The organism is Sandaracinaceae bacterium (assembly GCA_016706685.1).
Taxonomy (GTDB): domain Bacteria; phylum Myxococcota_A; class Polyangia; order Polyangiales; family Houyiibacteriaceae; genus JADJJE01.
The window spans coordinates 271,433-289,274 of sequence record JADJJE010000003.1 but is presented as its reverse complement, the minus strand read 5'-3'; the positions used below and the strand labels follow the sequence as shown (position 1 = coordinate 289,274).

The 17,842-nt window shown below is 65.2% G+C and carries 32 protein-coding genes; 29 read left to right on the top strand and 3 right to left on the bottom strand.

Going from position 1 to position 17,842, the window contains the following annotated elements; all coding sequences use genetic code 11:
• Positions 1–46: 46 nt before the first annotated feature.
• The 29 genes from tuf to rplQ all read left to right on the top strand — a co-directional run bounded on the left by tuf (position 47) and on the right by rplQ (position 14,824).
• On the top strand, positions 47–1,237 hold the full coding sequence (tuf, locus tag IPI43_07190; GenBank protein MBK7773911.1) for an elongation factor Tu: 1,191 nt from the start codon (positions 47–49) through the stop codon (positions 1,235–1,237).
• A gap of 81 nt (positions 1,238–1,318) precedes the next feature.
• Positions 1,319–1,636, top strand: a complete 318-nt coding sequence (gene rpsJ, locus IPI43_07185) for a 30S ribosomal protein S10 (protein MBK7773910.1) — start codon at positions 1,319–1,321, stop codon at positions 1,634–1,636.
• A 42-nt stretch (positions 1,637–1,678) separates the two neighbouring features.
• Positions 1,679–2,302: a 50S ribosomal protein L4 gene (gene rplD / locus IPI43_07180; GenBank protein ID MBK7773909.1), complete on the top strand. Its 624-nt coding sequence runs from the start codon at positions 1,679–1,681 to the stop codon at positions 2,300–2,302.
• 10 nt (positions 2,303–2,312) lie between these two features.
• Positions 2,313–2,597, top strand: coding sequence for a 50S ribosomal protein L23 (rplW, locus tag IPI43_07175; GenBank protein ID MBK7773908.1), 285 nt, complete (start codon positions 2,313–2,315; stop codon positions 2,595–2,597).
• A 3-nt stretch (positions 2,598–2,600) separates the two neighbouring features.
• Positions 2,601–3,428, top strand: coding sequence for a 50S ribosomal protein L2 (rplB, locus tag IPI43_07170; protein MBK7773907.1), 828 nt, complete (start codon positions 2,601–2,603; stop codon positions 3,426–3,428).
• Positions 3,428–3,703 carry a 30S ribosomal protein S19 gene (gene rpsS, locus IPI43_07165; GenBank protein ID MBK7773906.1) on the top strand — a complete coding sequence of 92 codons (276 nt, stop codon included), beginning with the start codon at positions 3,428–3,430 and terminating at the stop codon, positions 3,701–3,703. The genes rplB and rpsS overlap by 1 nt, the downstream gene beginning before the upstream one ends.
• Before the next feature lie 128 nt (positions 3,704–3,831).
• Positions 3,832–4,176, top strand: coding sequence for a 50S ribosomal protein L22 (rplV, locus tag IPI43_07160; GenBank protein ID MBK7773905.1), 345 nt, complete (start codon positions 3,832–3,834; stop codon positions 4,174–4,176).
• Positions 4,177–4,183: 7 nt separating this feature from the next.
• On the top strand, positions 4,184–4,840 hold the full coding sequence (gene rpsC, locus IPI43_07155) for a 30S ribosomal protein S3 (GenBank protein ID MBK7773904.1): 657 nt from the start codon (positions 4,184–4,186) through the stop codon (positions 4,838–4,840).
• Positions 4,841–4,851: 11 nt separating this feature from the next.
• Positions 4,852–5,268, top strand: coding sequence for a 50S ribosomal protein L16 (gene rplP, locus IPI43_07150; protein MBK7773903.1), 417 nt, complete (start codon positions 4,852–4,854; stop codon positions 5,266–5,268).
• Positions 5,265–5,459, top strand: coding sequence for a 50S ribosomal protein L29 (rpmC, locus tag IPI43_07145; GenBank protein MBK7773902.1), 195 nt, complete (start codon positions 5,265–5,267; stop codon positions 5,457–5,459). The genes rplP and rpmC overlap by 4 nt, the downstream gene beginning before the upstream one ends.
• A gap of 5 nt (positions 5,460–5,464) precedes the next feature.
• Complete coding sequence (gene rpsQ / locus IPI43_07140; protein MBK7773901.1) at positions 5,465–5,773, top strand: 30S ribosomal protein S17; 309 nt, start codon at positions 5,465–5,467, stop codon at positions 5,771–5,773.
• A gap of 1 nt (position 5,774) precedes the next feature.
• A complete protein-coding gene (gene rplN / locus IPI43_07135; protein MBK7773900.1) occupies positions 5,775–6,143 on the top strand; it encodes a 50S ribosomal protein L14 in 369 nt (122 codons plus the stop codon).
• Positions 6,143–6,451, top strand: coding sequence for a 50S ribosomal protein L24 (gene rplX / locus IPI43_07130; protein ID MBK7773899.1), 309 nt, complete (start codon positions 6,143–6,145; stop codon positions 6,449–6,451). The genes rplN and rplX overlap by 1 nt, the downstream gene beginning before the upstream one ends.
• A gap of 71 nt (positions 6,452–6,522) precedes the next feature.
• On the top strand, positions 6,523–7,074 hold the full coding sequence (gene rplE / locus IPI43_07125; protein ID MBK7773898.1) for a 50S ribosomal protein L5: 552 nt from the start codon (positions 6,523–6,525) through the stop codon (positions 7,072–7,074).
• 8 nt (positions 7,075–7,082) lie between these two features.
• On the top strand, positions 7,083–7,268 hold the full coding sequence (locus IPI43_07120) for a type Z 30S ribosomal protein S14 (protein ID MBK7773897.1): 186 nt from the start codon (positions 7,083–7,085) through the stop codon (positions 7,266–7,268).
• A 27-nt stretch (positions 7,269–7,295) separates the two neighbouring features.
• Complete coding sequence (gene rpsH / locus IPI43_07115; protein MBK7773896.1) at positions 7,296–7,685, top strand: 30S ribosomal protein S8; 390 nt, start codon at positions 7,296–7,298, stop codon at positions 7,683–7,685.
• On the top strand, positions 7,685–8,281 hold the full coding sequence (gene rplF / locus IPI43_07110) for a 50S ribosomal protein L6 (GenBank protein MBK7773895.1): 597 nt from the start codon (positions 7,685–7,687) through the stop codon (positions 8,279–8,281). Before rpsH ends, rplF begins: the two co-directional genes overlap by 1 nt.
• Positions 8,282–8,291: 10 nt before the next feature.
• Positions 8,292–8,642 (top strand): 50S ribosomal protein L18, encoded by a 351-nt coding sequence (gene rplR, locus IPI43_07105; protein ID MBK7773894.1) that lies wholly within the window; start codon positions 8,292–8,294, stop codon positions 8,640–8,642.
• Between the two features lie 8 nt (positions 8,643–8,650).
• Positions 8,651–9,169 carry a 30S ribosomal protein S5 gene (gene rpsE / locus IPI43_07100; GenBank protein ID MBK7773893.1) on the top strand — a complete coding sequence of 173 codons (519 nt, stop codon included), beginning with the start codon at positions 8,651–8,653 and terminating at the stop codon, positions 9,167–9,169.
• Complete coding sequence (gene rpmD / locus IPI43_07095) at positions 9,166–9,348, top strand: 50S ribosomal protein L30 (GenBank protein MBK7773892.1); 183 nt, start codon at positions 9,166–9,168, stop codon at positions 9,346–9,348. The genes rpsE and rpmD overlap by 4 nt, the downstream gene beginning before the upstream one ends.
• Positions 9,341–9,823 (top strand): 50S ribosomal protein L15, encoded by a 483-nt coding sequence (gene rplO / locus IPI43_07090; protein ID MBK7773891.1) that lies wholly within the window; start codon positions 9,341–9,343, stop codon positions 9,821–9,823. Before rpmD ends, rplO begins: the two co-directional genes overlap by 8 nt.
• Before the next feature lie 27 nt (positions 9,824–9,850).
• Positions 9,851–11,176 (top strand): preprotein translocase subunit SecY, encoded by a 1,326-nt coding sequence (gene secY, locus IPI43_07085; protein MBK7773890.1) that lies wholly within the window; start codon positions 9,851–9,853, stop codon positions 11,174–11,176.
• A gap of 3 nt (positions 11,177–11,179) precedes the next feature.
• The gene (locus tag IPI43_07080) at positions 11,180–11,824 is read left to right on the top strand and encodes an adenylate kinase (GenBank protein ID MBK7773889.1); all 645 of its coding nucleotides are present in this window, start codon (positions 11,180–11,182) and stop codon (positions 11,822–11,824) included.
• 43 nt (positions 11,825–11,867) lie between these two features.
• Positions 11,868–12,077: a translation initiation factor IF-1 gene (gene infA, locus IPI43_07075; protein ID MBK7773888.1), complete on the top strand. Its 210-nt coding sequence runs from the start codon at positions 11,868–11,870 to the stop codon at positions 12,075–12,077.
• Positions 12,078–12,142: 65 nt separating this feature from the next.
• Positions 12,143–12,256, top strand: a complete 114-nt coding sequence (gene rpmJ, locus IPI43_07070) for a 50S ribosomal protein L36 (protein ID MBK7773887.1) — start codon at positions 12,143–12,145, stop codon at positions 12,254–12,256.
• A gap of 13 nt (positions 12,257–12,269) precedes the next feature.
• Positions 12,270–12,638 (top strand): 30S ribosomal protein S13, encoded by a 369-nt coding sequence (gene rpsM, locus IPI43_07065; protein ID MBK7773886.1) that lies wholly within the window; start codon positions 12,270–12,272, stop codon positions 12,636–12,638.
• A 12-nt stretch (positions 12,639–12,650) separates the two neighbouring features.
• The gene (gene rpsK, locus IPI43_07060) at positions 12,651–13,043 is read left to right on the top strand and encodes a 30S ribosomal protein S11 (GenBank protein ID MBK7773885.1); all 393 of its coding nucleotides are present in this window, start codon (positions 12,651–12,653) and stop codon (positions 13,041–13,043) included.
• A gap of 133 nt (positions 13,044–13,176) precedes the next feature.
• Positions 13,177–14,199, top strand: a complete 1,023-nt coding sequence (locus IPI43_07055) for a DNA-directed RNA polymerase subunit alpha (protein MBK7773884.1) — start codon at positions 13,177–13,179, stop codon at positions 14,197–14,199.
• 82 nt (positions 14,200–14,281) lie between these two features.
• Positions 14,282–14,824: a 50S ribosomal protein L17 gene (gene rplQ, locus IPI43_07050; protein MBK7773883.1), complete on the top strand. Its 543-nt coding sequence runs from the start codon at positions 14,282–14,284 to the stop codon at positions 14,822–14,824.
• Between the two features lie 139 nt (positions 14,825–14,963).
• Here rplQ and IPI43_07045 read toward each other — a convergent pair whose 3' ends face one another.
• The 3 genes from IPI43_07045 to IPI43_07035 all read right to left on the bottom strand — a co-directional run bounded on the left by IPI43_07045 (position 14,964) and on the right by IPI43_07035 (position 17,804).
• Positions 14,964–15,383 (bottom strand): hypothetical protein, encoded by a 420-nt coding sequence (locus tag IPI43_07045; GenBank protein MBK7773882.1) that lies wholly within the window; start codon positions 15,381–15,383, stop codon positions 14,964–14,966.
• 43 nt (positions 15,384–15,426) lie between these two features.
• On the bottom strand, positions 15,427–17,370 hold the full coding sequence (locus IPI43_07040; protein MBK7773881.1) for a hypothetical protein: 1,944 nt from the start codon (positions 17,368–17,370) through the stop codon (positions 15,427–15,429).
• A gap of 152 nt (positions 17,371–17,522) precedes the next feature.
• Complete coding sequence (locus IPI43_07035) at positions 17,523–17,804, bottom strand: acylphosphatase (GenBank protein MBK7773880.1); 282 nt, start codon at positions 17,802–17,804, stop codon at positions 17,523–17,525.
• Positions 17,805–17,842 lie beyond the last annotated feature (38 nt).

The window sequence follows — 17,842 nt, the reverse complement described above, 5'->3', positions numbered from 1 at the left end:
CCACTCCGTCAACGCGACACCGACCTCCTAGAAACGGAAGACCACCATGGGCAAAGAAAAGTTCGTTCGCAATAAGCCGCATATCAACGTCGGGACCATCGGTCACATCGACCATGGCAAGACCACGCTGACGGCGGCGATCACCAAGGTGATGGCCGACAAGCACGGCGGCAACGTGATCTCGTACCAGGACGTGGCCAAGGGCGGCACCGTTCGCGACGCGACGAAGACCGTGACGATCGCCACCAGCCACGTGGAGTACCAGACCGAGGCGCGTCACTACGCCCACGTCGACTGCCCGGGTCACGCGGACTACGTGAAGAACATGATCACGGGCGCCGCGCAGATGGACGGCGCCATCCTCGTGGTGTCCGGCGTGGACGGCCCCATGCCGCAGACCAAGGAGCACGTGCTCCTCGCGCGTCAGGTCGGCGTGCCCACCATGGTCGTCTTCCTGAACAAGGTGGACGCGGTGGATGACCCCGACCTGCTCGAGCTGGTCGAGATGGAAGTCCGCGAGCTCCTCAGCAAGTACCAGTACGACGGCGACAACACGCCCATCGTGCGTGGCTCCGCGCTGCTCGCCATCCAGGGCAAGGAGATGGGCGTCAACTCCATCGTCGCGCTCATGGACGCGGTCGACTCGCACATCCCGACGCCGGAGCGCGACGTGGACAAGCCGTTCCTGATGGCCATCGAGGACGTGTTCTCGATCAAGGGCCGCGGCACCGTGGTCACCGGCCGCATCGAGCGCGGCAAGATCCACCCGCAGGACGAGGTCGAGATCCTCGGCTTCGTGGCGCCCCAGAAGACCGTCGTCACCGGCGTCGAGATGTTCCGCAAGCTGCTCGACGAGGGCACGGCCGGCGACAACGTGGGCTGCCTCCTCCGCGGCATCGAGAAGGACGCCGTCTCGCGCGGCCAGGTCCTCGCGAAGCCGGGCTCGTCCAAGACGCACACCAAGTTCGAGTGCGAGGTCTACGTCCTGAAGAAGGAAGAGGGCGGCCGTCACAAGCCGTTCCTCGCCAACTACACCCCGCAGTTCTACATGCGGACCATGGACGTCACCGGCAAGATCAGCCTGCCGGAAGAGGTCAAGATGGTGATGCCCGGCGACAACGTGAAGATGACCGTCGAGCTGATCTACCCCGTCGCGATGGAAGAGAAGCAGCGCTTCGCCATCCGCGAGGGCGGTCGCACCGTCGGCGCCGGCGTCGTCGCCACCATTCTTGCGTGATTCACTCCGCGTGGAGTAACCGGTCGACAGTTCGGCCGAACTCCTCGCTCTTCAACGGTTTTAGGTAGACGGGAATAAACCATGGCATCGGCTACGAAGATCCGCATTCGGCTCAAAGCCTACGACCACCGGTTGCTCGACCAATCGGCGAGCGAAATCGGCGACACCGCAAAGCGCACCGGCGCTCGTGTGGCGGGGCCGATTCCGCTCCCCACCCGCATCAACAAATTCACGGTCCTTCGTGGACCTCACGTCGACAAGAAGTCGCGCGAGCAGTTCGAGATCCGCACCCACAAGCGGCTCCTGGACATTCTCGACCCGACTCAGCAGACCTTGGACGCGCTCATGAAGCTCGACTTGTCCGCTGGTGTTGACGTGGAGATCAAGATCAAGTCCTGAGCGGGCGTCTGCCTTCTCTCACGGGATCACTCGGAGTTATTCATGCCGAAGATCAGAGTCTATAACTTGGACCGTAGCGACGTCGGTGAGCTGGAGCTCTCGGACGCAGTGTTCGGGGCCAAGGTCAACGAAGCGCTCTTCTACGATGTCGTCAAGGCGCAGCTCGCGTCTCGCCGCTCGGGTTCCGCCAGCACCAAGGGTCGCTCCGAGGTTGCTGGTTCGAAGACCAAGATCTACCGCCAAAAGGGTACGGGTGGTGCTCGTCACGGTACGAAGCGCTCCCCCACCATGGTCGGCGGTGGTCAGTCTCATGGCCCCAAGCCCCGCGACTACAGCTACCGTCCGACGCGCAAGATGCGCCTCGGCGCGCTGCGCGGTGCCCTCAGCCTGAAGCTCAACGAGGGGCGTCTGCTCGTCGTGGACGACTTCGAGCTGGTGGAGATCAAGACCAAGAAGCTGGCCGAGGTCCTCGGCAAGCTGCAGGTCGGCAAGAGCGCCATCATCGTGGACGCCAAGAACAACGAGAAGCTGCGCATGAGCGCGCGGAATCTCCCGGCGTTCCAGTTTCTTCCGCCCGAGGGCGTCAACCTGTACGACCTGCTGCGTCACGAGAGCCTCGTGCTCACGAAGAGCGCGGTCGAAGCGCTCGAGAAGCGCTGCGCCTGAGGAGAGCATCATGAATCTCGAAGACGTCATCAAGCGACCGCTCTACCTCACCGAGAAGAGCACCACCCTGCAGACCGCGAGCAAGTACTTGTTCGAGGTCGACCCGCGCGCGAACAAGATCCAGATCAAGGCCGCCGTGGAAGAACTCTTCAAGGTCACCGTGAGTGACGTGAACACCCTGGTCGTGCGCGGCAAGCCCAAGCGGATGGGCCGTCGCATGGGCAAGACTCGCAACTGGAAGAAAGCGTTCGTGACCCTCAGCGAGGGCACGATCGAATACTTCGAAGGAGCCTGAACCGTGGCGATCAAGCATTTCAAGCCAACGTCGCCGTCGCGTCGTTACTACGATACCCAGGACTTCGCTGGCCTCTCGAAGAAGGCGCCGGAGAAGGCCCTCCTCGAGTCCAAGAGCTCCACGGGTGGACGCAACCACAGCGGCCGAGTCACCTCGCGCTTCCGCGGTGGCGGACACAAGCGGGCCTACCGTCTGATCGACTGGCGTCGCAACAAGGTCGGCGTCCCCGGCACGGTCGCGGCCCTCGAGTACGACCCCAACCGCTCGGCGCGCATCGCGCTCATTCACTACGCGGACGGCGAGAAGAGCTACATCCTCGCGCCGGACGGTCTCAACGCCGGTGACAAGGTCGTGGCCAGCAAGAACGCCGACGTCAAGCCCGGCAACTGCATGCGCCTCCGTGACCTTCCGCTCGGAACGGTCATCCACAACATCGAGCTCAAGATCGGCAAGGGCGCTCAGCTCGTCCGCTCGGCCGGCACCGCCGCGCAGCTCATGGCCAAGGATGGCGAGTACGCGCAGGTTCGCCTGCCCTCTGGTGAGGTGCGCTTGGTGCACCTGCTCTGCCGGGCCACCGTCGGTCAGGTCAGCAACCCGCAGCACGCGCGCGTCACGCACGGCAAGGCCGGTCGTACCCGCTGGCTCGGGCGTCGTCCCCACAACCGTGGCGTCACCATGAACCCGGTCGATCACCCCATGGGTGGTGGCGAGGGTCGCACCTCGGGTGGTCGTCACCCGTGCTCGCCCTGGGGTCAGCTCTCCAAGGGCAAGAAGACGCGGACCAACAAGACGACGACGAAGTTCATCGTTCGGAACAGGAAGAAGAAGTAATGGCTCGTTCAGTCAAGAAGGGTCCCTTCATCGACGACCATCTTCAGAAGAAGGTCGACACGGCCATCGCCGCTGGCGATCGCAAGATGATCAAGACCTGGTCGCGTCGTTCGACCATCACGCCCGAGTTCGTTGGGCACACCTTCGCCGTGCACAACGGGCGGAAGTTCATCACCGTGTTCGTGACCGAGAACATGGTGGGTCACAAGCTCGGGGAGTTCTCCCCGACCCGTACGTTCCACGGTCACGTGGCCGACAAAAAGGCCAAGCGCTAAAACCCTCTTTGTGGGACGCCCCGTCCCATGCTAGATCCGCCGACCCTCCGCGCACGACGCCATCCCTGGCGCGTGCAGCGTGGTCTCGGGCCTAGTTCACCCTCGCGATCGAGGAAGTCGTAGTCGTCATGGAAGCCATCGCAAAAGCACGATTTCAGCGCATTTCGCCCCGTAAGGCGCGAGTGGTGCTCAATATGGTGCGCGGGAAGAACGCGGCTGTTGCTCTGAACGAGCTCCGGTTCACGTCCAAGGCCGCCGCCCCCATCGTTTACAAGCTGATCGACAGCGCCATCGCGAACGTCCGCCTCAAGGACGACTCGGTGGACCTCGATGAGCTCGTCATCAAGGTTGCCTTCGCGGACAAGGCGCCCAACCAGCACATGCGCCGGTGGCGCCCCCGTGCGATGGGTCGTGCGACGCAGGTCGTCAAAGGCATGAGCCATATTACCGTCGTCGTTGGCGACGGGGAGTGATCGAGTAATGGGCCAAAAAGTACACCCGTACGGATTCCGCCTTGGCGTCGTCAAGACCTGGAAGTCCAAGTGGTACGAGGACAAGAACTACGCGAAGTGGCTCCACGAGGACCTGAAGCTGAAGAAGCGCATCCTCAAGGAGTTCGTCAACGCGGGCATCGCCGACATCGAGATCGAGCGCGCGGCCACGAAGGCGAAGGTCGTCATCTTCACCTCGCGTCCGGGCATCATCATCGGTAAGCGTGGCGCCGGCGTCGAGAAGCTGAAGGCCGACCTTCAGAAGCTCACGCAGAACGAGCTCTTCGTGGACATCCAGGAAGTCCGCAAGGCGGAGACCAACGCCAAGCTCGTCGCCGAGAGCATCGCGACGCAGCTCGAGCGCCGCGTGGCCTTCCGCCGCGCCATGAAGAAGGCCGTCCAGACCGCGATGAAGTTCGGGGTCAAGGGCATCCGCGTGAACGCCGCGGGCCGCCTCGGTGGCGCCGAAATCGCGCGCCGCGAGTGGTATCGCGAGGGTCGCGTCCCGCTGCACACGCTGCGGGCCGACATCGACTACGGCGAGGTCGTCGCGATGACCAAGGCCGGCACCGTCGGCGTCAAGTGTTGGATTTTCCATGGAGAGATCGTCCCGACCAAGCGTCGCGACGGCGCCGCGGTGCGCTGAGGTAGACAACCATGCTGCAACCCAAACGTACCAAGTTCCGCAAGGCCATGACTGGCCGCATGACCGGCAAGGCCTACCGCGGTGGCGACGTCTCCTTCGGAGACTTCGGCATGCAGGCGGTGGAGTCGGGTCGACTCAGCGCGCGCCAGATCGAAGCGGCTCGTATGAGCATCCAGCGCAAGACCAAGCGCCAGGGCAAGCTCTTCATCCGCATCTTCCCGAGCAAGCCCGTCACCAAGAAGCCCCAAGAGACTCGTCAGGGTAAGGGTAAGGGCGCCGTGGATCACTGGGTGGCCGTCATCAAGGCCGGCCGAGTGCTCTACGAGATCGAGGGCGTGGACGAGGAGCTCGCTCGCGAGGCCTTCCGCGTCGCCGGTCACAAGCTCCCCATCAAGACCCAGTTCATGGCACGGAGGGACGCCCTGTGAAGCCGTCTGAAGTTCGAGAGAAGACCAAGGAAGAGCTCACCGGCCTCGAGTCGGAGCTCCGCCGCCAGCTGTGGAAGGCTCGGTTCGATAACCACACGAACCAGCTCGACGACACGGCATCCATCCGTAAGCTCCGCCGCGACCTCGCGCGAGTGAAGACGATCCTGACTCAGCGCGGGACGCAGGAGTAGCAGTCATGGCCGAAGAAACAGCCGTAGCAGAGAGCAACCCCACGAGAGGACGTCGTCGACGTCTGGTGGGCCGTGTCATCAACGACACGAAGGCGCCCGGGCGCGCACAACAGATGGTCGTCGTGGTCGTCACTCGCCGTACGCGGGATGCGTTCTACGGCAAGTACATCAGGCAGACCAAGAAGTACCACGCCCATGATGAGAAGAACGAGTACTGCACGAACGATCTCGTAGAGATCATGGCGTGTCGTCCTCGCTCCAAGACCAAGCGCTGGGAGGTCATCCGCCTCCTCGAGCGTCCGCCGGAGGTGTGAGATGATCCAGACCGAGACCGTCTTGGGTGTTGCTGACAACAGCGGCGCGAAGAGCGTGAAGTGCATCAAGGTGATCGGCGGCAGCCGTCGCCGTTACGCCGAGCTCGGCGACGTCATCATCGTCGCCGTGCAGGAGGCCCTGCCCACCGCGAAGGTTCGCAAGGGTGACGTGGCTCGCGCCGTCGTCGTCCGCACGACCCGCGAGTACCAGCGCCCCGATGGCAGCTACATCAAGTTCGACGCGAACAGCGCCGTGCTGATCAACAAAGAAGGCGAGCCGATCGGCACGCGCATCTTCGGACCCGTGGCTCGCGAGCTGCGTGGCAAGCGCTTCATGAAGATCGTCTCGCTCGCGCCGGAGGTGATCTGATGGGTGTACGTCTCAAGAAGGACGACTTGGTCGTCGTCACGTCCGGTAAGGACAAGGGCGTCGAGGGCCGCATCCTCGACATCCGCAAGGATGGCCGCGTGATCGTCGCGGGTGCCAACATCGTCAAGCGCCACCAGAGCGCCCAGAAGTTTGCCGAGGCCGGCATCATCGACCGTCCCGCGCCCCTTCAGCCCAGCAATGTGATGCTGAAGGATCCCGAGACCGGCAAGCCCACGCGCGTTCGCTTCGAAGAGCGCGAAGGCGAGAAGGTCCGCGTTGCCGTCAAGAGCGGCGTGGTCATCAAGTAATCGTCCCCTTTCCGACCCAGTGCGCCTTCACCTCCTTTCTGGCGGCTGTAACCCGGAGCTCGTAGAGAATCATGGCTGAGTACATTTCAAGGCTTCAGAAGAAGTACAGCGACGAAGTCGTTGGGCAGTTGATGCGTGAGTTCAAGTACGCGAACCCGATGACGGTTCCGCGGCTCGAGAAGATCACGGTCAACATGGGCCTCGGTGCCGCCGTCCAGAACGGCAAGATCATCGAGTCGGCCGTCGTGGAGATGACGGCGTTCACCGGGCAGAAGCCCGTCGTGACCCGCGCCCGCAAGGCCATCGCGACCTTCAAGCTCCGTGAGAACATGCCCATCGGCGTGATGGTCACGCTGCGCAAGGACCGCATGTGGGACTTCGCGGACCGCCTCATCAACCTGGCGCTCCCGCAGACCCGCGACTTCCGCGGCGTCAGCCCCAAGGCCTTCGACGGCCGCGGCAACTACACGCTCGGCATCAAAGAGCAGATCATTTTCCCCGAGATCGACTACGACAAGGTCGACGCGATCAAGGGCATGAACATCAGCTTCGTCACCACGGCGAAGACTGACGAAGAGGGCCGCGCCCTACTCAAGGGCCTCGGGATGCCCTTCCGGAAGTGAGATAGACCATGGGAAGCCAAGCCGCTTTTGCCAAGACGCAGAGGGACCCGAAGTTCAAGGTCCGCGCTCACAACCGCTGCAACCGTTGCGGCCGCTCACGCGCCTACTACCGCAAGTTCGGCCTTTGCCGTATCTGCATGCGCAACCTGGCGCTCGCCGGCGAGCTGCCGGGCGTCACGAAGTCGAGCTGGTAGGACGAGCAGGAAGCTGGAGACTCTACAATGATTTCTGACCCCATCGCCGACATGCTCACGCGACTCCGGAACGCCGCCATGGCGGGTCTCGATCGCAGCAAGATGCCCCTCTCGAAGCTGAAGACGAATCTCGCCGAGATCCTGAAGCAAGAGGGCTACATCAACGACTACAGCGTGGACGAGGCTCACCCGCCCACGCTCACCGTCTTCCTCCGCTACACGGACCGGAAGCCGGCGTTCAACACCATTCGCCGCGCCAGCCGCCCCGGTCGCCGCGTCTACGTCAGCCATGACGAGATCGCGCACGTCAAGGACGGCCTCGGTGTCGCCATTCTTTCCACGTCGAGCGGTCTCATGACCGACCGCGACGCGCGCAGCCAGAAAATCGGCGGCGAGCTGCTCTGTGAGGTCTGGTGATGACTGCCCCCGCGAAAACCGAAATCACGAAGCAGTCGCGTAACGGGAAGCTTCCCGTCACGCTGCTCTCCGGTGTCACCGTCGAGATCAACGGCCAGACCGTGACCGTCAAGGGCAAGCGCGGCTCGCTCACGCGTACGTTCCGCCCCGAGGTGGTCGTCTCGCAAGAGGCCGGCGCCGTCCACGTCCGCCCCGCGCCCAGCCAGGGCCAGGTCGGTCTCCAGTACCAGGGTCTCTCGCGCGCACTCCTCGCCAACATGGTCGAGGGCGTCACGAACGGCTACACCCGCTCGCTCGACTTCCGCGGCGTCGGCTACCGTGCCGAGTTCGGCAACGGCGAGCTCAAGATGACGGTCGGTCTCTCGCACCAGCCCATCATCAAGATCCCCGCCGAGGTGACGGTCAAGATCGAGCAGCGCGACGAGGCCGGCGTCAAGTACCCCCGCGTGCACATCGAGGCCTCGAGCAAGGAGCTCGTGGGTCAGATCGCGGCACACATCCGCAGCAAGCGCCCCGCAGAGCCGTACAACGGCAAGGGTGTTCGCTACGTGGGTGAGCAGATTCGTCAGAAGGCCGGCAAGTCCGGTAAGAAGTGAGGAGCATCCCATGCTGAAGTCCGCCACGGGGCGCGCCAAGCGCAAGCTCCGCATCCGCAAGAAGATCTCCGGCACGCCCGAGCGTCCGCGCCTCAGCGTGTTCCGCAGCGGCAGCCACATCTACGCGCAGGTCATCGACGACGTCGCCGGGACCACCCTGGCTTCCGCCAGCGACCTGCAGAAGACCGTGGCCGCCGATGGCACCAAGACCGACCGCGCCAAGTCCGTTGGCAAGGCCGTCGCGGACGCCTGCAAGGCCAAGGGCATCGAGAAGGTCGTCTTCGACCGCAACGGTTTCATCTACCACGGTCGGGTCAAGGCCCTTGCCGAAGCGGCTCGCGAGGCCGGCCTGAACTTCTGAGGATCGCCATGAGCCAAAACGAAATCATCGACCCCAAGGATCTCGAGAACGAGATCGAAGAGCGGGTCATCCACATCAACCGTGTGGCCAAGGTCGTCAAGGGCGGTCGTCGCTTCAGCTTCAGCGCGCTGGTGGTGGTCGGTGACCATCATGGTTGCGTCGGCGTGGGGCTCGGCAAGGCGAACGAAGTGCCCGAGGCGATCCGCAAGGGCACCGAGCGCGCGCGCAAGTCCATGTTCCGCGTTCCGCTCGTCAACGGCACCATCCCGCACCGGGCCAACGGCCATGACGGCGCGGGCAAGGTGATGCTCCGCCCGGCCTCGGCTGGTACCGGTGTCATCGCGGGTGGCGCCATGCGTCCCGTGCTCGAGGTGGCCGGCGTCAAGGACGTCCTCGCCAAGATCCTCGGCACGGCCAATCAGCACAATGTCGTTCATGCGACCCTCGCGGCGCTCCGTGATCTCGAGTCCGCCGACATGGTCGCCGCGCGTCGTGGAAAGACGCTGGAGCAGGTGGTGACCCCATGACCCTCAAGCTGACACTCGTTCGCAGCGCCATCGGGCGCCCCGAGAAGCATCGCCGAGTCCTCAAGGGCCTCGGGCTGCGCGGCCTGAACTCGCAGGCTACGGTGGCGAACACGCCGGCGTTCCGCGGCATGATCAAGAAGGTACTTCACCTCGTGACGGTGGAGGAGAGCAATGGCTGACGAACAGAACCAGTCCGAGAAAGACATCCCCATCCTTTCGCGTCTGCGCGCGCCCATCGGGGCCGTGCGCAACAAGAAGCGCAAGGGTCGCGGTATCGGCAAGCTCGGTAAGACCGCCGGTAAGGGCATGAAGGGCCAGAAGGCCCGCTCGCCCGGTAACTTCCAGAAGCTGGGGTTCGAGGGCGGTCAGATGCCGTTGTATCGCCGCCTCCCGAAGCGCGGCTTCCACAACATCTTCGCCAAGGACTTCGCGGAAGTGAACGTCCGTGACCTGGCTCGCTTCGATGCGGGCACCGTGGTGGACGAGGCAGCGCTTCGCGAGAAGCGTCTTGTCAGCGGTAAGTTCGACGGCATCAAGCTGCTCGGAAATGGCGAGCTCGATCGCAAGCTGACCCTCAAGGTCCATGCGGTGAGCGAGGGCGCCAAGGCCAAGGTCGAAGCGGCCGGTGGCTCGGTCGAGATTCTAGGCGGCTGAGACGACCTCTAGGTCGATGGTAGGTTGATGAACGTCATCGCGAACATCTTCAAGATTCCTGAGCTACGTCGCCGCATCCTCTTCACTCTGGGGATGCTGGCGGTGTATCGCGTTGGAATTTTCGTGACCACTCCCGGGGTCAACCGGAACGCGATGCGGGAGTACGTCAACAGCTCCAGCAACGGCTTCCTGGGGATGTTCAACCTGTTCTCGGGCGGCGCGCTCGAGCAGATGTCCATCTTCGCGTTGAACATCATGCCCTACGTGTCGGCGAGCATCATCATCTCGCTGCTCGCGGTCGTGGTGAAGCCCCTCGAGGAGCTCCGCAAGGAGGGCGAGGCTGGCCAGCGCAAGCTCAACCAGTACACGCGCTACGGCACCATCGCCCTGAGCCTCGCGCAGGGCATCGGCATCGCGCTGTTCCTCGAGTCGCTCAACCAAGCGGGCACGCAGGCCGGTGACATCGTCAACGAGCCAGGCTGGGCGTTCCGCGCCATGACCGTGCTCTCGCTCACCACGGGCACCGCCTTCCTGATGTGGCTGGGTGAGCAAATCACCGAGCGCGGCATCGGCAACGGCATCTCGCTCATCATCTTCGCGGGCATCGTGGCCAACCTCCCGGATGCCATCGCGCTCACCGCTCAGCAGGTCCAGATCGGGCAAATCAAGCCCATCGACCTGCTCCTCATCCTGTGCATCGCGCTCGGGGTGACGGCCATCATCGTCTTCTTCGAGCGTGCCCAGCGCCAGGTGCCCATCACCTACGCGAAGCGCATGGTTGGGCAGAAGATGTTCGGCGGCGCCGAGAGCCACCTCCCGCTGCGTGTGAACATGGCCGGCGTCATCCCGCCCATCTTCACCTCGTCGCTCCTCATGATCCCCATGACGCTCGCGCAGAGCGGCGTGCCCGGGATGCAGTGGCTGAACGACAAGCTCAACCCGCAGGGCCCCAACATGTGGATCTACATGGTGGTGTTCGCGGCGATGACCATCTTCTTCACGTTCTTCTACACGGCCATCACGGTGCAGCCGGTGGACATGGCGGAGAACCTGCGCAAGCAGAACGCGTTCATCCCCGGTGTGCGGCCCGGCAAGGCCACCGCCGAGTACATCGACTACGTGCTCTCCCGCATCACCGTGGGTGGCGCCATCTACATCACGGCCGTCTGCACCGTCCCCACGCTGCTCCAGGCCAAGTGGCAGGTGCCGTTCTATCTCGGCGGCACGTCACTGATGATCGTCGTCGGCGTCGCGCTCGACTTCGCCATGCAGGTCGACAGCCACCTGATCACGCGCCACTACGAGGGTCTTGCGTCCGGCACCAGCGGGCGGCTCACGGGGCGGAAGGGCTGATCCATGGACTTGCTGCTCTTCGGACCGCCCGGCGCTGGAAAGGGCACGCAAGCCAAGTTCCTGATGAAGGAGCTCGGTATTCCGCAGCTCTCCACAGGGGACATGATGCGTGCCGAGCGTGCGTCGGGGTCCGAGCTGGGCAAGAAGTTCGACGAGTTCATGAGCCAGGGGTTGTTGGTTCCCGACTCCTTGGTGCTCGACCTGATCGAAAAGGTGCTCTCGAGCGAGACGGCTGCCAAGGGCGCCATCTTCGACGGTTTCCCGCGGACGGCACCCCAGGCGGAGGCGCTCGACGCCATCCTGGCGAAGCTGGGGCGTCGGATCGACCGGGTCGTAGCCATCGACGTGGGCCTCGATATCATCATTGATCGCGTTACTGGGCGCCGCGTATGCAAGTCGTGTGGACAGACCTACCACTTGCGCTATGATCCGCCCCCCTCGGACGGTGCCTGCACCGCGTGCGGAGGGGAAATCTACCAGCGCTCCGACGACACCGAAGAAAAGGTGCGGACGCGGGACAGCGAATATCAGGCCAAGACCGCAGCGGTCCTGGCGCATTACGACGCCAAGGGTGTCGTGGCACGCGTGAACGGGGTGGGTGAGCTCGAGGAGATTACCCAGCGCATTCGCGAAGCCCTCCGGTCCTAGACCGGCCAGACGAGAAGAGCGAAGAAATCACTCGAAACACCAAGTGAGCAACGGCCCGCAGCTAGAGGGGGTCATCCTGGCCACCCTGCCAAAAGCCCTCTTTCGAGTCCAGATGGACTCCGGGGAGCGCATCACGGCCTCCCTCAGCAGCCAAGCCAAGCGCGTCACCATCAAGTTACTCCCAGGGGACCGTGTCTCCGTCGAGACCAGTCCCTTTGACCCCACACGGGGCCGCATCACCGGTCGGCTCTGATCACCTAGCCCCCTAAGCAATGACCCCGGTCATCTCGATTCCCGAGAGGCCACTGAAGGACCACCATGAAGGTTCGCCCCAGCGTCAAGAAGATTTGTGACAAGTGCAAGGTAGTACGCCGCAAGGGTGTCGTACGCGTGCTTTGCGAGAACCCCCGCCACAAGCAGCGTCAGGGCTGAACAGAGGTATACCATGGCACGTATCGCTGGCGTTGACCTTCCGGGTCGTAAGCACACAGTCATTGCTCTCCAATACATCTTTGGAGTGGGCATCCACCGCGCGCAGGAGATCTGCCGCATCACGGGCATCCCGATCGACAAGCGGGCGGACGACCTCGACGAGAACGATGTCCGCGCCATCCGCGAGTGCATCGATCAGAACTTCAAGGTGGAGGGTGACCTTCGCCGCGAGATCACGATGCACATCAAGCGTCTGATGGATCTCGGCTGCTACCGTGGCCTCCGCCACCGCCGCGGGCTCCCCGTCCGTGGCCAGCGCACGCACACCAATGCCCGCACACGCAAGGGCCCGCGCCGTGGTCCCATGACCCGGAAGCGCTGATAGGAAGACACGATGGCCAAGCCCAAGCAGACCAAAGTCAAGAAGAAGGCGAAGAAGACCGTTACCCGCGGCATCGCCCACATTCAGAGCACGTTCAACAACACCATCGTCACCATCACGGATGTCGAGGGGAACGTCGTGTCCTGGTGCACCTCCGGTGCCCGCGGCTTCAAGGGCTCGCGCAAGAGCACGCCGTTCGCGGCGCAGCTGGCCGCCGAGCAGGCCGCCCGCAAGGCCCAGGAAGTGGGCATGCAGCAGGTCGCCATCTTCGTGAAGGGGCCCGGCGCCGGTCGCGAGTCCGCCCTGCGTGCGTTCCAGCACGTGGGTATGCGCGTCACGCTCATCCGCGACGTCACGCCCATCCCGCACAACGGATGCCGGCCGCCCAAGCGCCGCCGCGTCTGAATTGTTGAAGGGCCGGGCGAGCGACGATACGCTCCCGGGCCCCGCTCGCTGGGGGCAGCACGCGCCCCACCGGGGAGCCGAGCCCCCACGCACTTTGCAGTAGATGATCATCTGTCGGATCGGAGAACCCTGAATGTCCACGCCTACCCTGACCGCACGAAACTGGCGCGAGCTGATTCGCCCGCGTTCGGTGCCCGTTGAGCACAACCACGCCTCGGCCACCTACGCCAAGTTCACGTGTGAGCCGCTCGAGCGCGGCTTCGGCATCACGCTGGGCAACAGCCTGCGTCGCGTGCTGCTCTCCTCGCTTCAGGGCGCGGCCATCACGTCCGTGAAGATCGACGGCGCGCTCCACGAGTTCACCTCGGTGCCGGACGTCGTCGAAGACGTCACCGACATCGTGCTGAACCTCAAGGAGGTCGTGGTCAAGGCCCACAGCGCCAAGACCCAGCTCGTCCGCATCGACAAGGAGGGGCCGTGTGAGGTCCGCGCGGGGGACATCCAGGTCAACGACCAGATCGAGATCCTGAACCCCGATCACGTCATCTGCACGGTGGCCAAGGGTGGCCGCTTCTCGGCCGAGCTCGCCATCAACGTGGGCCGTGGCTACGTGTCGGCGGACCGCAACAAGACGCCTGGGATGCCCATCGGCACCATCGCGATCGACTCCATCTTCTCGCCCATCCGCAAGGTGAACTACACGGTCACCAACGCGCGCGTCGGGCAGATGACCGACTACGACAAGCTCACCCTCGAGGTCTGGACGAACGCGGCGGTCTCGCCCGTGGACGCCGTCGCGCTGGCCGCGAAGATCCTCAAGGACCAGCTCACCATCTTCATCAACTTCGAGGAAGAGGAAGAGCCGAGCATCCACGAGTCGAGCGAAGAGCCGCTCAACGACAACCTCTTCCGCTCCGTGGAAGAGCTCGAGCTCTCGGTGCGCTCCGCGAACTGCCTCCAGAACGCCAACATCCACCTGATCGGTGAGCTGGTGCAGAAGACGGAGGCCGAGATGCTGAAGACCAAGAACTTCGGCCGCAAGTCGCTCAAGGAGATCAAGGAGATCCTGACCGACATGGGTCTCTCCCTGGGCATGAAGATCGACAACTGGCCGACGATGCTGAGCCGCTGGAACGGGCAGCAGGTCATCCCGTGAGCGGTCGCGCGGGCGCCTGAGCGCACGCGGGAACCTCTCTCCCTTTCAAGATTTTACCCCGCAACGGGGCACGGATAAGACGATGCGACATCAGAAGGCGGGCCGTAAGTTCGGCCGTAACACCAGCCACCGTAGGGCCATGTTCCGCAACCTCGCGGGTAACCTCGTGCTTCACGAGCGGATCGTCACGACCGACGAGAAGGCCAAGGAGCTCCGCCGCGTGGTGGAGCGCCTGCTCTCGAAGGCCGTGCGTCTCGGGGACGACCTGACGGTCGACCTCGGCAAGATCACGGACGAGACCGAGCGCGGTCGCATCCTGTCGGCGCGCACCCACGCTCAGCGTGAGGTGGCCAAGTTCCTCCCGCTGCGTGGCGCGAAGACCACCGCCGAGGGCGAGGTCGATGAGACCACCAACCTCGTGTGGAAGCTGTTCCACGAGCTCGGGCCCCGCTTCGTCGAGCGCAACAAGGCGAACGACAACAAGGGCGGCGGGTACACGCGCATCATCAAGATCGGCCGCCGCAAGGGCGACAACGCCTCCATGAGCTACATCGAGTTCGTGGGCAGCGAGCACGTGGGTGCGCCGGTCGCCGTCGAAGACGAGGCCGAGGCGGCCAGCGCCTGACGCCTGCGCCGGACTGCGGTCTAGCGCGAAAGCATGGCCACCGGTACCACGGTGGTGAAGACGCCCGGCGAGAGCTGGGCGTTCTTGCGTCTGGTCTTCGTGCGCCGCTGCAGCCCAAAGCCCACGGACGCGTGCGAGGTCAGCCCGGGAGCGTGTCCGGTGCCTCGAGCAACCCTGGGCTCGTGTCGTGGGACAGCTGCGCGAGCGCCACAAAGAGGTCGTGCGCGGCAAGCGGGCTCATGGGCTGCGCGAGCTGCTCATCCGCTGTGTCGAGGCCCGGCTCCGAGTCGCCGAAGAGCAGCTCGTCCAGCTCCGCGTCATGGCTGGATGCCAGGCGATCCACGTCGAGGGCGTGTTCCAGCATGAGCGTGGCGACGGTTGCAGGCGCAGGAACGACCTCTGGCTCCATGAGCGCACGCTGACGCTGCGGCTCGGCGGACGGGGACAGCTGTGGCGGCTCGGAGCTGGCCAGCATGGCCAACGTGCTGCGCAGTTCGACGAGGCTGGGCAGCTTGCGACGTACCTTGCGGCTGGCCGCTTCGAGGCGCGGGCGGCGCACCCGGGCGGCTACTTGGCCGAAGGCAGGGACCCTGGCGGAGGCGCTAGCGAAGAGCCTCTCCGCGTGCTGACGTGCCCGACTCGGGTGAGCTGGCGTGGCGGCGCTGCCGGCCCGCTTGGGCAGGAGCGCGCGAGCGAGCGAGCGGAGGAAGAACCCCACACGGCGCGCCGCCCGGTGCAGCGGCTGGAGGCGCTGACTCGTGGAGGTGAGCCAGTCGCGTGGCGACGGACGCACGGAGGCGGGGCCGGAGACCGAGACCGAGTCGGAGACCGAGGCCGAGTCGGAGACCGAGTCGGAGACCGAGACCGAGTCGGAGTCCGAGGCCGAGGCGGAGACCGAGTCGGAGACCGAGACCGAGTCGGAGTCCGAGGCCGAGTCGGACGGAGACCGAGACGGAGTCGGAGTCCGAGGCCGAGGCGGAGACCGAGACGGAGTCGGAGACCGAGACGGAGACCGAGGCGGTGACCGAGACCGAGACGGAGTCCGAGACCGAGGACGGGAGCGAGTCTGCGTCCGAGACCGTGGACGCTCTCACCGGCGCGCGTTGCTGCGCCAGGCCCCAGGCGCGTGCGGCGGCGGTGGCCGCGGTGCTGCGAGCGCGTTGGGCGAGCGGCTGAAGGCGCCCGTAGGGCAGCAGTAGCAGGATGCCGAGCAGGGTCAGGAGCTGCGCGGCGAGTAGGCTTCCGCTGGGCTCGACCTCCCCGACGCCGCCGTCCTCGATGTCGGCAAGCACAGCGGCTGCCCCCGCGTGGTCAGGGCGGGCCACCAGGACGGCTTCGTACGCGCCTTCGTCGAGGACCCCGAGCTGACGCATGCGCTCGGCTTCGTGGAACGCCACCGTGGCCCGCCAGGTGCTCACCTCGGGGTGCTCCGGTGCAAGCCGAACGGCCCGGCGCAGCAGTGTGAGCGCAGCGTCCACCGCCGGCGCATCGTCCGTGCCCGTGAGCGCTTCCAGGCGCTGGGTGGCCTCGGCCACGTACCCCGCCGCCATCTCCGACCGGCGTGGCAGCAGCGGCTCACGGCGCAGCGCGCGGTCGTAGCGTTCGCGCATGGTCTCCCAGTCGCCGCGCCGCGCCGCCTCGAGCCCCTCCGCGAGCAGCTCGTTGGCGGGACCCAGGCGCCTCGCGTCCAGACCGTCGAACAGTCGCTGCATGGTGGTCTGCCAGCTCCACGCGAGGTCCGCGTTCTCCCCGAGCTTGTTGCGGTACGCGAGCCGCAACTGCCAGATGGCGTTGCGCTCGTAGCTGGCGGTGGCCTCGCGTGAGGCGTCGCGCACGGCGGCGTCCGGGTGGTCCACGAATGTGATCACGGCCGGCATCGCGTTCAGGTCGCTCAGGCTAGCGTAGGCCCGCAGCACGTCGGGAAGTTGCGCCGGGGGGGCCATCTGAACAGCAGCCCCCACCGAGTCCACGCCCAACCGCCGGATGCTGCCGACCGCCCAGCGGCGCACCTCGGGATTGCCCGCGCTGCGCCCCTCGATGAGCGCCGGCAGCATGCGCAGCCCGCGGCGACCCACCACGTGGCGCGCCTCCCACTGCCAGACACTCCAACCGCGCTGGAAGAAGCCAATCATCACTCGGTCGGCAGCGAGCGAGTCCATGAACTCGAGCCCGCGAAGCAGGGCCAGGCGCTCTGCGACCTGCAGCATGGTCGCGCCAGGCGTGCGCTGCGCGCCCAGCAGCTGGCGAACTCCCAGAGCCAAGTCGACGGGGTTGTCGGCCCCCTCGAAGCCCATGTGGTGGCGCACCTCCACGAGCGCGTTGAACGCCGCCGCCGAGGGGGGATCGCTCGTCAGCCGCAGGTCCCGGAGTCGTGCTTCCACGTCGGCTACACGGCTCGCGGACAGGGTGCGCAGCGTGTCGAAAGCCCGCACACGGACGGCCCGGTCCGGAGACGCCAGGTCCGTCCCCAGCTCCGCGAGCGGACGCGTGCGCTCACGCACGAGCTCGGGCGAGTTGGCGACAGGGGCCGCCGCAACCGGTGCCACGCCCACGGCATCCGCTGGGGCAGCCTGGGGCTCATGGGGCTGCGGGGGCTCCTGGGCCACGACCCGCGCCGTCAGGCCGAGCACCACCCACAGGAGGAGGGCAGCCCCCAGCGCGCGGAGCGTGGAGCGTGGAGCCTTCGTGGGGGGGTGGGCTAGTTGCCCGCGATCCGAAAGCCCGAGAACTCTCCGGTATAGCTGCGCCATTTGGTCTCGACCTTGTCGACACGCGCAGTGGAAGGTCCCGTCTGAGCCCACTGGAGGAAGTCCTTCACGGCATCCTCCTCGCCTTCGACGATCAATTCCACCGAGCCGTCGCTGCGGTTCTTGACCCACCCGCTGAGCCCGTTCTGACGAGCTTCGCGACGCGCAGAGGCACGAAAATACACGCCTTGAACGCGTCCACGGCAGATGAGCTGAATCCGCTTCTGTCCCATAGTTACCTCCTGGTATCCGGGTAGGGGCGATGACGCAA